The sequence below is a fragment of the Flavobacterium sp. CBA20B-1 genome, from assembly GCF_028473145.1.
Lineage (GTDB): Bacteria > Bacteroidota > Bacteroidia > Flavobacteriales > Flavobacteriaceae > Flavobacterium.
Genome location: NZ_CP092370.1, coordinates 2,368,906 through 2,383,739, shown reverse-complemented (window position 1 = coordinate 2,383,739; position 14,834 = coordinate 2,368,906). Strand labels below are relative to the sequence as shown.

The following is a 14,834-nucleotide window of genomic DNA, read 5'->3' as shown; positions in this document are numbered from 1 at the left end:
ACAAAACGTGACGGTTAGAAAAGAAAATCCCGAAATTTTTGGTTTCGGGATAAAGATATTAATCTATTTATATTCTGCTTCTATAACTTTCATCATTCTCTTGATAATACTATCAAGTGCTTCAATTAATTGTGGGATGATTTCCTTGTTAAATTTTAATTCCTTGAGATTTACATTTGACAATAGATTCATGTCGGAAGATTTTTTCCACAAATATGAAATAAATTTTTCATGTTTGTCTTGAACTGAATTATGAAATTCTTCTGAAAATTTCTCACCTAAATCTTTATGGATTTCAGTTTTTTTATCTCCTAAAATAGCACATGCTACTAACATTGAATTTAGATACGTATCTTGGAATTCAATATCAATGTACAAATCTTTAAGTACATCACTTTTAAGAGTAATACCTGAATACTGATTACCTGTATATAAATCTGAAGTTACTTCAAACTTTAATTTATTATTAATAGCTACGACTTTTATTACTTCTTCAATAAAGATATTTGCTGAATCATTAATCAAACTCTTAATTACATCATTTAGATTTTGCAAAAGCGTATTATAAGCATTATAGTTTCTTTCGTTACTTAGTATTAATTCTGTAAGTTCCTTTTCCATTTTATCGTTTGTTGTTTGGTTTGTAATTTGCTTAACTAAATGTAAGTATTGATTTAAAGTTTCTCTAATTATTGGTTTATTTGCCATTTCTTTGATACATTGTTCTATCCAATTTATAATATGGTTTTGATAAGAAATACAAATAAAATCTTTAGTATTTTCTAAAATTCCTTTTGAATCTTTTGAAGGTTCATATCCAAAAGGCGTTAAATAAATTATAGGATTTTCCTTATAATGGTTATAGTACCTAAATAATTGAGCACTTTGATCTCCTGCTCTAATTTTATTTTCTATTAAAATTTGATGCCGACCACTTTTTACAACAATATCAATCCTACCGCCTACACCTAATTCATAATCAACTCTTCCAATATGTTCTTCTTCTATAGAAAAACTTTGCGATGTATTAAATTCTGCCAAAATGGTTTCTTTACTTACACTTTCTGAAAACAAACTCTTAATCTCATTAATAAAAAGTTTTAAAAAAACATCTTTCTGTCCATGATTCCCTTTTGCGTTTAACAGATTAGCAATAAAAGCAGAATGCATCAACTCTTTTTCATCTAACCTTAAAATATTAAACACATTGAAGTTTTCGCCTGTGTATTCAGCCAAATCATCATACTTATTTTTTATAATTTGTGTTTTTTCTAATAGATTTTCTATTTGTTTTATATCCATTTTTTTTATGTTTTATAATTTTTATTACTATCAAAACACCCGCATCGCAATATGCGCACAAGCTTCAGCATCGGCTAATGCATTGTGGTGGCTTTCCAAATGAAAACCTAAATATTTTGAAACTGTGGGTAGTTTATGGTTGGGTAAATTTGGAAACATTTTTTTTGCCGCTCTGTAAGTACAAAGAAACTTATTCTGATGTATGGGCAACTGATAAGCCTGCAAAACTTCTTTTAAACAACCTTCATCAAACATACTGTTGTGTGCTACCAAAGGCATGTTTTTTATTCGTTTGGAAATATCAATCCATAAATCAGAAAATTGTTGGGCGTGTTCGGTATCGCTAAAAACCAATCCGTGCACTTGTGTGTTCCAATAGCTGTAAAAATTAGGCACGGGTTTTATGAGCTCGTAATATTTATCTACGATTATTCCGTTTTCTACAAACACCAAACCAATGCTGCACACACTGCTGCGGTGCTGATTGGCGGTTTCAAAATCTAATGCGGCAAAGGTTTTCAATGGTTTTTATTTTTTGGATAATCTATTTAGGAATTCTTTTATTTCATTACTCAATGATGTTATAAGCTCTGTTGAAACAGATGTACTTAATTGTCTTGTATGTACTAGCATCCTTTGTCCATCTGAACTATAATGTAAATTATACCAAGACTTTCCAACTATTTTAGTTTCTTCAAAGAACTTTACTTCAAAAATATCTTCAATATCAAAATTGTAATCACGTGGATAATGCCCTGAAGCAATTATCACTACAGGAAAAGTTCTAAAAAAATCTTTACGGAATAAATCTTTCCTTTTTTCAATAGATTCTGTTCTCAATTTTTTCAATTCTAATAGATTGTAGCTTCTTCCAGAAGGCACATCGTTTAGTTCTGTAGTGAAAATTTCTCTTTGAAAGTTAATATTACTTTGAGTATTACCATTTAAAAAAACATTTTGATAAATTTTTTGATAATGTAAGTAAGTATTACTAGTTCCCCCATTTCCATTTCTATCTTGTTTATTCTTTTGGTTCCACCAAGCAGTAATTGCATTACTATTGTCTAGAAAACTTTCTATTCTGACGTTCCAATCAAATTCATAATTTTCCTTAATATTATTTTCCCATGAATGAATATTGTTCCTATTTTCCTTATTTCTAGAATTTAATATTTCTTCATAAAACTCTTTCGTATCTTGTTTATGGTTATGGTAAAAATAATGCTCTTTACCAATCATTAAAATTTTCCCATTAGGATTTCCATATCCTAAAAATAAGTTATGCTCGTTTGCAAAACTTACAGCATCTTTAAACTCTCTTGAATAATTCATATTTCTCATGTTTGTATTGTTTTTATAAATTTAATTTAAAACCCTATATCCTTAAAATTTTGCATTTGGTTTACCAACCCTTTATTGGTTAAAGCCGATACTGTTTCCATTAACATACCAATGCTGATAAACTTAATTTTATTCTTCATTATAAAGAATTCATATCGTTCATCTATAGCTCTATCAAAAGAAACAAAATGTACATTCTTTTCATTTTTAACTTCATCGTATTTATCAAACTGAAAAGATCTCATCAAAACAATAAATATTTTTATGTTTTCATTTGATATTTCTATACTTGAAGTATGAGGTAATACTTTAAAATCGTACATCTTTTCAAAAGTTAGCAAGTAAGCTAAAGCTTCACAAAACTTTGGCTCTGCATGAAGGTATTCATAACATGCTTGATAATTTATATAAATGTAATAACGCTTTTTAGATTCCATATTTTATTTCCAAAAATCACTATAATTTTCAACAAATGTTTACGGGTTTCCACATTTACAATTGATATTTTTCTTGCAATTGCATTACCTCTTTTTTTATTCGATCTCTTAAAAAGGGTGGTTCTATCACTTCGCAAATAGCTCCGTAACGCATAATTTCCATCACAAAATCATTGGTTGGGTGCATAAATAGTGCTACCGTAAATGTTTCGTTGTTTTCTTTTATAATTTTTTGGGAAGCATGTAACGGTAAGGATTGTATATACTTTTTTTGATCGTTTGCAAATTCTAATATAATTTCCACAGGATCGTTGTAACATTCAATTCCAAAAGCATGCTGGTAAAATGCCTCTACGTTAATTTCCGGAGTTTTTTGTTTTTCTGAAGTAATTACGAAATCGCTGATACGGTCTAAACCGAAATTTCTAAAATCGTTTTTATCTGAATCGTAAGCAATTAAATAATAGCGGTTTTGCGATTCTTTAATGGCTTTGGGAACACAGCGGCGAAACGATGCTGCTTGCCAATAACTTTTTAGCTGAAATGTTACAACTAATTGATTTTGTATGGCGTGAAGAATTCCGTTGAAGTATTCGGTTCCTTTTGATTTTCTTTTTTCTAAATGTAAATAACCGCCAATTGTTTTTGCCTTTTGCAAAACCGCCACGGTATCAAAAGCTTCCATAATTCTATCGAAATGCAAATCGTTTTCATTGTTGATTATTTCGTAGTGATTTTCGCGTTTGTTAAAAGCAATTTCCACTCCCCAAAGCGATTCAATTTCGTTGCAATCTCTTTGAAAAGTGCGTTGACTTATGGCTAAATCATAATCTAATTCGTATTGCTTATTGAGCAAAAAATTGCTTATTTGCTTAAAACTAGCTGGATTTTTTCGTAGAAATTCTACAATTAAAAACTGTCTTTTAATCACGTCTTGCTTTGCCATATTCAATTAATTTATTCAAAAATAAACAGCATGATGGACAAAACGTGTCGTGCGGTAAATTATTTGTGTTTTTCTATCTAATTATTTTACAGTACAGAAGTAAAGATGAGTGCCAATGGGCGGCGGCATGCCGGGAATGATGTAAGATCGTTTCTATAAAACACCAAAAAACCGCTCAATGAGCGGTTTTTTTTATAGTACTTTACGATTCTCTTTCGTATTTACAACAACCGTGTAAATTATCGTAATTATCTTTGGTAGCTTTAACATCTTTAGTATCGTGGCCAGATTTAGCAACTGCTTCTTCTACTTTTAAGGCATTTGTTTTGTGTTCGTTGATGATTAAATGAAGCATTTGATCGTCTTGATGCCACTCGGCCGATTTCACTCCTTTTACACTAAAAGCGGCTTTTTCAATGCGTTTTTTACACATATCGCAGTTGCCTTTTACTTCTACATCAACTTTTGCGTTTTTACTTTTCTTTTCTTGTGCTGTAGCTGTAAATGCAACACCTAAAACAGCTAATAGTACCATTAAATATTTTCTCATTTTTCTTTATTTTTAAATTGTTAATTTGCTTAATTGTTTATCCGTTTAGATTATTTCATTTTGACAATGACAAACCAAACGTTAGATTTTCGACTTTATGACTTTTGACTTAAATACTATTTGACTTTAAATCGCAATCCGCCATAAAACATCTTTCCAAAAATAGGACCATATACAATAGTACTATCAAATTCATTGCCAAACGGATCATCTGCTCCTAAAATCACTCGGTGTTGTTGATAATTGCCAATGTTTTCGCCACCGACATAGATTTCAAATTTATCTGAAAAAACTTTTGTTACCTGTGCATTAATCGTAGAAAACGGATTGGTGTAACTCGGTAATTGATTTTCCACCGAATTATCGCCCGTGTAAGGTAAACGCTGTGCACCTAACCAGTTCCAAGTAGCATCGAACTTCCAATAGGCACCGTTATGTTCATGAGTAGAAAATTCTAAATTAGCAAAAACACGGTGTTTAGCCTGCAATGGTCTTTCTAACGTTTTGTCGCCGTATGTTGTTTGAATATCGTAATATTTATAAGCCGTTCTTAAATTTAAATGTTTGATGATGTTGTAATTTAATTCGGCTTGAAACGAATTGGCATAGGATGTTCCCTCTAAATTATAGAAATTAACAGTTCTTGCAGATTGATCCATATCAATCACGATTTGATTTTGGAAATCGGTACGATAAAAATCAAGTGTTAAATTGGCATTTTTTCCTAAAAAAGTAAAATCTTGCGAAACACTTATCCCGTAATTCCAAGCAATTTCTGGATCCATTCCATAGGCTTTCCCGCCTTCGTTCAAAATATTAAACTGACGAGAACTTGCGAACAAATATTGGTTTTCTGCAAAAATATTCGCCAATCTTTTTCCACGACCTGCCGATGCACGAACGGTGGTTTTTTCCCAAGGATTATAACGCAAATGCATGCGCGGAGTTACAAAAGTTCCCAATCGGTTAGAATTATCGATTCTTCCACCTAAAATCAAGGCTAAATTATTGGCATTATCATACGTATATTCAAAAAAAGCACCGTAGCTGGTATCGGTTCTATCGAAATTTCTAGTATCATAATTTGCTACGAACTCTGAATAATCATCGTGCATAAAGCTTGCTCCGGTAGAGAATTTATGCAATGTATTGCTGATGATAGAACTATATAAAAAGTTTGAATAAATACTGCGCTGCGTGATATCGAACTGGTTTAAACCAAAATACGAATTTTGTTTATGATAACTAAACGAGTTTTGCCAACCCATACTTTTGTACGGCTGATCGGGGAATACATAACCGACTTTTGTACTGGCATCAAACTTATCGGTATTCAATTCTGATCCCCATTTTAAGGTTGATAATTTGTGTTGTTTACTATCAAAATCTAGCTCGCCGGTTTGCTTTTCGTCTTTCATGTAACGTGTCGTAATAAAGGCGATCCACCCATTTTCAAGGTTTTGATACTGCCAACGATTCATGATATTTATTTGACTTCCTAACGGATTGTCTAAAAATCCATCATGGTTCATATCGTTCTTCTTCACACGAGTGTTTCCATGAACAAACAAAGAAGAGCTCCATTTATCTGATATTTTTTCGTTAAAATGCGCATTCATCTCAAAACGTGCATCGGTAGATCCGTATAAATTCAAAAAGAAAGGAATATCGTTCCCCGGTTTGATCAATTCGGTGTTTATTTGCCCCGAAATGCTTTCAAAACCATTTACAACGCTGCCCGCTCCTTTGGTAACCTGAATACTTTCAACCCAAGTTCCGGGCGTGAACGATAAACCATACGCTTGCGAAGCACCACGAACACTCGGAATATTTTCTTCGGCGATTAAAATATACGGACTGGTTAAACCCAACATTTTAATTTGTTTTGATCCGGAAATGGCATCGGAAAAATTCACATCGATTGACGGATTCGTCTCAAAAGATTCTGCCAAATTACAACAAGCCGCTTTTAGCAATTCGCCGCTGTTCATGGTTTGCGAGTTGGTGATGCCTTTATTGCGTTCGGTGTTTCTTCTATTCACTGTTACCACTAATTCTCCTAAAGCGGCTTCGGGTTGCATTTTTAAGAATTGGAATTGTGAAGCATCGTTCATTTCAGCTTGTAAAACCTCATACCCTTCTGCATAAATATAAATGGTGTTGGGTTGTTGTAATGTTAATTCAAAAATTCCGAATTCATTGGTGTTTGCCACCACACTGTCGTTTACTGTCAATGTTGCATTTTCTACTGCATTGTTGTAAACATCTAAAACCTTTCCCCTATAAGTATCCTGGGCAAAGACTGGTTGCATGCCAAAAGCACACAACAATAATAATGTATATTTCATGAGTTTGCATAATTAATTAAACATTCTTTTAGTAAAAAATGTGTAATTATGCGTAAAGAAGATACTGGCTGTATAGTTTGTATAAAGGTGGGGCGTTACTTTCGCGTCGAAAAGTAACATTTATTTTTTTTGGCAGCTTGTTTTCAGTAATAACAAGCGGTTGCAATTTATACAAAACCGGCTTTATAAAGTCTGAAAAATCGTTTGAAGCAACAACTTTTATAACAACTTCATCGGTTTTTTGTTGAATGGTTTCGTTTTTACAACAACCTTTTTTTACCGTTTCGTTTTTTTCTTTGCAACATGCTTTTTCGTGCGTGTCTTCGGCACATTTAATAGACGAAGCATACCCTAATTCAATTTTCTCGATAGCATTTCCACAATAGTGAATATTAACCGCCAACCCTACATTTGTAAAAAGTATGGCTGCAGTTAAAAATAAACTATACAAATAACGCTGGAACATGTTTTAGGTTTTGATGCGTTCTAATTTTTTGTAAATTTACTGAAAAAAATTCATGGAAAAAGAACAATTAAAGATTTCTTTAACAGAAATTATAAAATCACATAAAAGTAATAATGATCGTTTGCAAGAAATTTGCAACAAATTGCACAGCGAAATGAGTCATTTTGATTGGGTGGGATTTTATTTTGCCGATGCCCATAAAAAAGAATTACACTTAGGACCCTTTGCCGGACTACCAACAGATCACACCACTATTCCCTTTGGAAAAGGCATTTGCGGACAAGTTGCAGAAAGTAATCAAACATTTTTGGTTGATGACGTGCAAGCACAAGACAATTACATATCGTGCAACATTCATGTGAAATCAGAAATTGTGGTGCCTATTATTGTAAACGGTATTAATATCGGTCAGATCGATATCGATTCCAATACATTAAAGGCATTCACCGCAGAAGATCAAGCTTTCTTAGAATGGCTTACCAATGAAATTGCAGAAATGTATAAAAGCTAATGATATTAATTGCAAGATTAAAAAAAAGGTGTACATTTGCACAGAATTTTTCAATTCAAACATACATAACAATCATTTAAACAATATTAGCATGTATTTAACTAAAGAAGTTAAAGAAGAAATCTTCGCTAAGCACGGAGGTTCAGCAACAAACACAGGTTCTGCAGAAGGACAAATTGCATTATTCACTTACAGAATTTCGCACTTAACAGAGCACTTAAAAAAGAATCGTCACGATTTTAACACAGAGCGTTCATTAGTTCTTTTAGTAGGTAAAAGAAGAAGTCTTTTAGATTACTTAAAGAAAAAAGATATCAACAGATATCGTGAAATTATCAAAGAATTGGGTATCAGAAAATAATCAATTTACAAAGAGGTGTGCGCATGCGCACCTTTTTCATTTTATATAAAAGCATAAAAGCTTGGTTTTTCATTGGGTTCTAAACACACAACAACACAACAACAACATTTTTCCCTTTGTTTAATTAAGAATTAAAAATTTATGATTCCTAAAGTAACCCAAGAAATTATCGATTTAGGCGATGGCAGAACCATCACTATCGAAACTGGCAAATTAGCCAAACAAGCAGACGGTTCTGTTGTAGTTCGTTCAGGAAACTGTATGATTTTAGCTACGGCAGTTTCTGCAAAAACAGCAAACCCAGGTGTTGATTTTTTACCATTAACAGTAGATTATCGTGAAAAATTTTCGGCTGCAGGTCGTTTCCCAGGCGGATTCTTTAAAAGAGAAGCACGCCCAAGCGATCAAGAAGTTTTAACCATGCGTTTGGTGGATCGTTGTTTACGACCTTTGTTTCCGGATGATTATCATGCAGAAACCCAAATCATGCTACAACTTATGTCGTTTGATGAAAACGTGATGCCCGATGCAATGGCAGGTTTAGCAGCTTCGGCAGCATTGGCTGTTTCAGACATTCCTTTTTACAACCTTATTTCTGAGGTGCGTGTGGGGCGCGTAAACGGCGAATTAATCATTAACCCAAGCAAACAACAATTAGACGAGTCAGACCTTGACATGATGATTGGAGCTTCAAAAGATTCTGTTTGTATGGTGGAAGGTGAAATGAAAGAAATTTCGGAAGCTGAAATGATCGAAGCAATTAAATTTGCACACGAAGCAATTAAAGTGCAAATCGAAGCGCAAGAAAGAATGCGCGCGGCTTTGAATTTATCATACAGAACCTACGAGCCTGAGGAAAACGATGACACGCTGAAAAACGAAATTCACTCGTTTACCTACGATAAATTTTATGCAATTGCAGCAGAAGCAAGTGCAAAACACGAACGCAGCGAGAAGTTTGCTGCTTTAAAAGAAGAATTATTAGCTACTTTTTCTGAAGAAACTTTAGAAGAAAAGAAAGAATTAATTTCTAAATATTTCTCTAAAGCCCAAAAAGAAGCAGTTCGCAATTTGGTTTTAGATCAAGGACTGCGTTTAGACGGTCGTAAAACCACAGAAATCCGTAACATTTGGAGCGAAGTAGATTATTTACCATCAGCGCACGGTTCATCTGTATTTACACGCGGTGAAACCCAAGCATTGGCTACGGTAACATTAGGAACATCGCGCGAGGCAAACGTTATCGACTTACCAAGTGAGCAAGGCGAAGAACGTTTCTACTTGCACTACAACTTCCCTCCATTTTCCACAGGTGAAGCAAAACCATTGCGTGGTGTGTCACGCCGCGAAGTAGGTCACGGAAACTTGGCGCAACGCGCATTAAAAAACATGATTCCAGCAGATTGTCCTTATACCATTCGTTTGGTTTCTGATGTATTAGAATCAAACGGTTCATCGTCTATGGCAACTGTTTGTGCAGGAACATTGGCTTTGATGGATGCAGGTATTCAAATTGAAAAACCGGTATCGGGCATCGCAATGGGATTGATTACAGATGGAAATCGTTTTGCTGTATTATCTGATATTTTGGGCGATGAAGATCACTTAGGTGATATGGATTTTAAAGTAACTGGTACTAAAGATGGTATCACAGCTTGCCAAATGGATATTAAAATCGATGGTTTGCGTTACGATATCATGGAGCAAGCATTGCAGCAAGCACATGAAGGACGTATGCACATTTTGAATAAACTTACAGAAACCATTGCAGCACCAAACGCAACAGTGAAAGCGCATGCACCAAAAATTATCACAAGAACCATTCCTGGTGCTTATATTGGCGCATTGATTGGTCCGGGCGGAAAAGTGATTCAAGAATTACAAAAAGCTACCTCAACAACCATTGTAATTAACGAACTGGACGAGCAAGGAATTGTAGAAATTCTTGGAACCGATCCAGATGGAATTGCAACAGTGCTAGCAAAAATCGACGCAATTATTTTTAAACCACAAGTGGGCGAAGCCTATGAAGTGAAAGTAATTAAAATGTTAGAATTCGGAGCAGTTGTTGAATATACAGCAGCACCAGGAAACGAAGTTTTATTACACGTATCTGAATTAGCCTGGGAACGCACTGAAAACGTTACCGATGTGGTAAACATGGGCGATGTATTCCAAGTGAAGTATTTAGGTATAGACCCTAAAACTAGAAAAGAAAAAGTATCGCGCAAAGCCTTGTTGCCACGCCCTCCAAAACCGGAAGGCAAACCAGAACATAAAGGCGAAGGCAAGTCTGACAACAGAGAAAACAGACCAGCGCACAGAAACAATAACAACAGACCTTCTAACGACAAGAAAGAAGAAAACAACTAGTTTTTGTTAAATGTATTTTAAACCGATGAGCAAACCTCATCGGTTTTTTTTATTACACGTTATTTAACACCTCTTCTAGAGTTTGGAACATTGCTAAAGATAATCAGAAAATTCTTCATCTTATAAATTGTTAAAAAAAATATAATTTTGTGTTGTTTTTTTATTATATTTGAAATATAACTTTCAAATTAACACATAATGAAAAAGTTTATTTTAACCTTACTAATACTTGTGCCTTTTGCAATAAAGGCGCAAGTTACATTGATACCCGATCCGGTTTTTGAATCTAAATTGCTACAATTAGGAATTGATAGTGATGGTGTGGTTAATGGACAGATTTTAACTGTAGATGCCCAAACACCTACCCAAATTTACTTGGGTGGTGGTTCAATAATTCAAAATCTAACGGGGCTTGAAGCATTTATTAATTTAGAATATATTGAAGGTTATGGAAATGCAGTAGGTAATACTATGAATTTAACTACACTTACCAAATTAAAAACCCTTATTTTCTCCAATAATTGGCTATCCTCTTTAGACCTATCTAGTAATAAAGATTTAGAAACGCTAATTGTTGGAAATGGAGATTATGAAATATTTCAATATAACCATTTGACTACTTTAGATTTAAGTAATAACAATAAGTTAAAACTTTTAAGTGTTTATAGTTTATTGTCATTATGGAAAATAAATTTAAAAAACCATAACGCACCCAATCTTAAAATTATATTAGGAGATGAAAATAATGACCCTTATAATGTTTGTATCGAAGTAGATGACCCTGTAGCTGCTACAAACGGCACAGCTCCTTATGATACATGGAATATAACAAATACCCAAAACGGCAGTCATTATTTTAATCAAAACTGCGCTTTAAGTGTGGAGAAATTTGTAAACCAAAATTTTAAAATTTACCCCAATCCAGCAACTGATTATGTGGCAGTGGAACAAACAACAACCGAGGGTGTCCATCTGCAAGCTGTTCAAATTTTAGATAGTTCCGGCAAATTGGTGCGTTCTGTAAATGAAAATTTTGACCAAATCAATGTATCAAACCTTAATAAGGGACTATATCTTTTTGTGATACAAACTGATAAAGGCAACAAAACAGAAAAAATAATTGTTCAATAAACACTTTTTACAATATTATAATGAAAAAGTTTATTTTAACCTTACTAATACTTGTGCCTTTTGCAATAAAGGCGCAAGTTACATTGATACCCGATCCGGTTTTTGAACAACTCCTTATCAACTTGAATATTGATAGTGATGGTATGGTAAATGGGCAAATTTTAACCACAGATGCACAAAACGTTACCCAATTAAATTTATTTCAAGGAGGAACTGGTTTTAGAATACAAAATATGACGGGAATTGAAGCTTTTACAAATTTAGAGTTATTAGAAGGTAGTTTTCATGAATTTAACACTATAAACACGTCAACATTAACGAAATTAGATACGTTAATTCTGCCCAGTAATTCTATACAAACCATTAATTTGTCAAATAATTTAAATTTAAAATTCTTGCGAATTGGAAATGATGACTTAGAATTTTTGCAGCACAATCATATGTGGTACATAGATTTAAGCGATAATACAAAACTAGAATATTTAAATGTTATTAATTTATATAGTTTAAGAAAAATCAATTTGAAAAATCATAATAGTAATAAGCTTGAAATTTATTTAGGTTGGTCATACAGTCCATTTGTTACTCCAAAAAAACACACCGTATGTATAGAGGTCGATGACCCTGTTGCAGCAACAAACAAAACATTTCCATACAACAATTGGCAAGTATTTAGTGATAGTTATGTTAATCATTATTTTGATGCCAATTGCGCTTTAAGTGTGGAGAAATTTGTAAACCAAAATTTTAAAATTTACCCCAATCCAGCAACTGATTATGTGGCAGTGGAACAAAAAACAACTGATGGTGTAACCTTACAAGCTGTTCAAATTTTAGATAGTTCGGGCAAATTGGTTCATTCTGTAAATGAAAATTTTGACCACATCAATGTATCAAACCTTAATAACGGCGTGTATCTTTTTGTGATACAAACTAATAAAGGCAACAAAACAGAGAAGATTGTTATTAAATAAACATATTTTTACAATAACTATGAAAAAGTTTATTTTAACCTTACTAATACTTGTGCCTTTTGCAATAAAGGCGCAAGTTACATTGATACCCGATCCGGTTTTTGAACAACTCCTTATCAACTTGAATATTGATAGTGATGGTATGGTAAATGGGCAAATTTTAACCACAGATGCACAAAATGTTACCCAATTAAATCTATTTCAAGGAGCAGGAAGTTTTCGGATACAAAATATGACTGGAATTGAAGCTTTTACAAATTTAGAGTTATTAGAAGGTAGTTTTCATGAATTTAACACTATAAACACGTCAACATTAACGAAATTAGATACGTTAATTCTGTCCAGTAATTCTATACAAACCATTAATTTATCAAACAATTTAAATTTAAAATTCTTGCGAATTGGAAATGATGACTTAGAATTTTTGCAGCACAATCATATGTGGTACATAGATTTAAGCGATAATACAAAACTAGAATATTTAAATGTTATTAATTTATATAGTTTAAGAAAAATCAATTTGAAAAATCATAATAGTAATAAGCTTGAAATTTATTTAGGTTGGTCATACAGTCCATTTGTTACTCCAAAAAAACACACCGTATGTATAGAGGTCGATGACCCTGTTGCAGCAACAAACAAAACATTTCCATACAACAATTGGCAAGTATTTAGTGATAGTTATGTTAATCATTATTTTGATGCCAATTGCGCATTAAGTGTGGAGAAATTTGTAAACCAAAATTTTAAAATTTACCCCAATCCAGCAACTGATTATGTGGCAGTGGAACAGAAAACAACCGAAGGTGTCCATCTGCAAGCTGTTCAAATTTTAGATAGTTCCGGCAAATTGGTTCATTCTGTAAAAGAAAATTTTGACCACATCAATGTATCAAACCTTAATAACGGCGTGTATCTTTTTGTGATACAAACTGATAAAGGCAACAAAACAGAGAAGATTGTTATTAAATAAAACAACTAGTTTTTGTTAAATGTATTTTAAACGTCCTTGACACCTTTGCCAAAGTTCAAAAAATTGCAAAAGTTGACCCAATTTAAAAAAAATTTATATTTTTTGTAACCTTTTGCAACATGTAGCGTATAACTACTAGTTAACAACATTAAGGAAGGGTTTATTTAAACATGAGACAACTTAAAATTACCAAACAGGTAACCAATCGTGAAACAGCATCGCTAGACAAATATTTACAAGAAATTGGTAAAGTAGATTTAATTACTGCCGACGAAGAAGTAGAGTTAGCACAACGTATCAAGGCGGGCGATCAGCGTGCTTTAGAGAAATTAACAAAAGCTAATTTACGTTTCGTGGTATCGGTAGCAAAACAATACCAAAACCAAGGTTTAACATTGCCCGATTTAATTAACGAAGGAAACCTAGGGTTGATTAAAGCCGCACAACGTTTTGATGAAACACGTGGGTTTAAATTTATTTCATACGCTGTTTGGTGGATCCGTCAATCCATCTTATCAGCTTTAGCAGAACAATCTCGTATCGTACGTTTACCTTTAAATAAAATTGGATCTATCAACAAAATCAATAAAATGTATGCGTTGTTAGAACAATCAAACGAGCGTCCGCCATCGGCAGAAGAAATCGCTAAAGAATTAGACATGACGGTAAACGATGTGAAAGAGTCAATGAAAAACTCTGGCCGTCACTTATCAATGGATGCGCCTTTGGTTGAAGGTGAAGATTCTAACTTGTACGATGTTTTGCGTTCGGGCGAATCACCAAATCCAGACCGTGAATTGATTCATGAATCGTTAAGAACAGAAATCGAGCGTGCTTTAGAAACATTAACGCCACGCGAAGCTGATGTGGTTCGTTTGTACTTTGGCTTGGGCGACCAGCACCCAATGACGTTAGAAGAAATTGGTGAAACTTTTGATTTAACGCGCGAACGTGTTCGTCAGATCAAAGAAAAAGCAATCCGCAGATTGAAACACACCTCTCGCAGTAAAATCTTAAAAACTTATTTAGGATAATAATCATCACAAAAAACTCGTTACCAAAATAACGAGTTTTTTTTTGCCCGTTTTGTAACAAATCAAAATAAAACATACTAACTTTCT

15 protein-coding genes are annotated in these 14,834 nt (G+C 33.3%); 7 read left to right on the top strand and 8 right to left on the bottom strand.

Going from position 1 to position 14,834, the window contains the following annotated elements; all coding sequences use genetic code 11:
• Window positions 1–63 precede the first annotated feature (63 nt).
• The 8 genes from MG290_RS11670 to MG290_RS11635 all read right to left on the bottom strand — a co-directional run bounded on the left by MG290_RS11670 (window position 64) and on the right by MG290_RS11635 (window position 7,390).
• Window positions 64–1,302, bottom strand: coding sequence for a PDDEXK-like family protein (locus MG290_RS11670; protein ID WP_264561454.1), 1,239 nt, complete (start codon window positions 1,300–1,302; stop codon window positions 64–66).
• Between the two features lie 30 nt (window positions 1,303–1,332).
• Entirely contained in the window at window positions 1,333–1,824 is a 492-nt protein-coding gene (locus MG290_RS11665; RefSeq protein ID WP_264561453.1) for a 3'-5' exonuclease, read from the bottom strand.
• 6 nt (window positions 1,825–1,830) lie between these two features.
• Window positions 1,831–2,643: a hypothetical protein gene (locus MG290_RS11660; protein WP_264561452.1), complete on the bottom strand. Its 813-nt coding sequence runs from the start codon at window positions 2,641–2,643 to the stop codon at window positions 1,831–1,833.
• Window positions 2,644–2,669: 26 nt separating this feature from the next.
• A complete protein-coding gene (locus MG290_RS11655) occupies window positions 2,670–3,080 on the bottom strand; it encodes a hypothetical protein (protein WP_264561451.1) in 411 nt (136 codons plus the stop codon).
• A 55-nt stretch (window positions 3,081–3,135) separates the two neighbouring features.
• Window positions 3,136–4,026 (bottom strand): helix-turn-helix transcriptional regulator, encoded by an 891-nt coding sequence (locus tag MG290_RS11650; RefSeq protein ID WP_264561450.1) that lies wholly within the window; start codon window positions 4,024–4,026, stop codon window positions 3,136–3,138.
• Between the two features lie 202 nt (window positions 4,027–4,228).
• A complete protein-coding gene (locus tag MG290_RS11645) occupies window positions 4,229–4,576 on the bottom strand; it encodes a heavy-metal-associated domain-containing protein (protein ID WP_264561449.1) in 348 nt (115 codons plus the stop codon).
• A gap of 116 nt (window positions 4,577–4,692) precedes the next feature.
• Window positions 4,693–6,924: a TonB-dependent receptor plug domain-containing protein gene (locus tag MG290_RS11640; RefSeq protein WP_413614609.1), complete on the bottom strand. Its 2,232-nt coding sequence runs from the start codon at window positions 6,922–6,924 to the stop codon at window positions 4,693–4,695.
• A gap of 46 nt (window positions 6,925–6,970) precedes the next feature.
• Complete coding sequence (locus tag MG290_RS11635; protein ID WP_264561448.1) at window positions 6,971–7,390, bottom strand: HYC_CC_PP family protein; 420 nt, start codon at window positions 7,388–7,390, stop codon at window positions 6,971–6,973.
• Between the two features lie 52 nt (window positions 7,391–7,442).
• On the opposite strand from MG290_RS11635, the gene MG290_RS11630 reads away from it, so the two are divergent.
• The 7 genes from MG290_RS11630 (at window position 7,443) to MG290_RS11600 (ending at window position 14,747) form a co-directional block, all read left to right on the top strand.
• The gene (locus MG290_RS11630; RefSeq protein WP_264561447.1) at window positions 7,443–7,901 is read left to right on the top strand and encodes a GAF domain-containing protein; all 459 of its coding nucleotides are present in this window, start codon (window positions 7,443–7,445) and stop codon (window positions 7,899–7,901) included.
• A 91-nt stretch (window positions 7,902–7,992) separates the two neighbouring features.
• Window positions 7,993–8,262 (top strand): 30S ribosomal protein S15, encoded by a 270-nt coding sequence (gene rpsO / locus MG290_RS11625; protein ID WP_257499873.1) that lies wholly within the window; start codon window positions 7,993–7,995, stop codon window positions 8,260–8,262.
• A 141-nt stretch (window positions 8,263–8,403) separates the two neighbouring features.
• Window positions 8,404–10,635, top strand: coding sequence for a polyribonucleotide nucleotidyltransferase (locus MG290_RS11620; RefSeq protein ID WP_264561446.1), 2,232 nt, complete (start codon window positions 8,404–8,406; stop codon window positions 10,633–10,635).
• Window positions 10,636–10,833: 198 nt separating this feature from the next.
• A complete protein-coding gene (locus MG290_RS11615) occupies window positions 10,834–11,766 on the top strand; it encodes a T9SS type A sorting domain-containing protein (protein WP_264561445.1) in 933 nt (310 codons plus the stop codon).
• Window positions 11,767–11,786: 20 nt separating this feature from the next.
• Window positions 11,787–12,740, top strand: a complete 954-nt coding sequence (locus tag MG290_RS11610; protein WP_264561444.1) for a T9SS type A sorting domain-containing protein — start codon at window positions 11,787–11,789, stop codon at window positions 12,738–12,740.
• Window positions 12,741–12,759: 19 nt separating this feature from the next.
• Window positions 12,760–13,713, top strand: coding sequence for a T9SS type A sorting domain-containing protein (locus MG290_RS11605; protein WP_264561443.1), 954 nt, complete (start codon window positions 12,760–12,762; stop codon window positions 13,711–13,713).
• Window positions 13,714–13,883: 170 nt separating this feature from the next.
• Window positions 13,884–14,747, top strand: a complete 864-nt coding sequence (locus tag MG290_RS11600) for a sigma-70 family RNA polymerase sigma factor (protein WP_090677933.1) — start codon at window positions 13,884–13,886, stop codon at window positions 14,745–14,747.
• The last annotated feature ends 87 nt before the right edge of the window (window positions 14,748–14,834 follow it).

Coding starts and splice junctions, on each gene's coding strand:
- MG290_RS11670 (WP_264561454.1), bottom strand. CDS start 1,302: ATGGATATAAAACAAATAGAAAATCTATTAGAAAAAACACAAATTATA.
- MG290_RS11660 (WP_264561452.1), bottom strand. CDS start 2,643: ATGAGAAATATGAATTATTCAAGAGAGTTTAAAGATGCTGTAAGTTTT.
- MG290_RS11655 (WP_264561451.1), bottom strand. CDS start 3,080: ATGGAATCTAAAAAGCGTTATTACATTTATATAAATTATCAAGCATGT.
- MG290_RS11650 (WP_264561450.1), bottom strand. CDS start 4,026: ATGGCAAAGCAAGACGTGATTAAAAGACAGTTTTTAATTGTAGAATTT.
- MG290_RS11645 (WP_264561449.1), bottom strand. CDS start 4,576: ATGAGAAAATATTTAATGGTACTATTAGCTGTTTTAGGTGTTGCATTT.
- MG290_RS11640 (WP_413614609.1), bottom strand. CDS start 6,924: ATGAAATATACATTATTATTGTTGTGTGCTTTTGGCATGCAACCAGTC.
- MG290_RS11635 (WP_264561448.1), bottom strand. CDS start 7,390: ATGTTCCAGCGTTATTTGTATAGTTTATTTTTAACTGCAGCCATACTT.
- MG290_RS11630 (WP_264561447.1), top strand. CDS start 7,443: ATGGAAAAAGAACAATTAAAGATTTCTTTAACAGAAATTATAAAATCA.
- rpsO (WP_257499873.1), top strand. CDS start 7,993: ATGTATTTAACTAAAGAAGTTAAAGAAGAAATCTTCGCTAAGCACGGA.
- MG290_RS11620 (WP_264561446.1), top strand. CDS start 8,404: ATGATTCCTAAAGTAACCCAAGAAATTATCGATTTAGGCGATGGCAGA.
- MG290_RS11615 (WP_264561445.1), top strand. CDS start 10,834: ATGAAAAAGTTTATTTTAACCTTACTAATACTTGTGCCTTTTGCAATA.
- MG290_RS11610 (WP_264561444.1), top strand. CDS start 11,787: ATGAAAAAGTTTATTTTAACCTTACTAATACTTGTGCCTTTTGCAATA.
- MG290_RS11605 (WP_264561443.1), top strand. CDS start 12,760: ATGAAAAAGTTTATTTTAACCTTACTAATACTTGTGCCTTTTGCAATA.
- MG290_RS11600 (WP_090677933.1), top strand. CDS start 13,884: ATGAGACAACTTAAAATTACCAAACAGGTAACCAATCGTGAAACAGCA.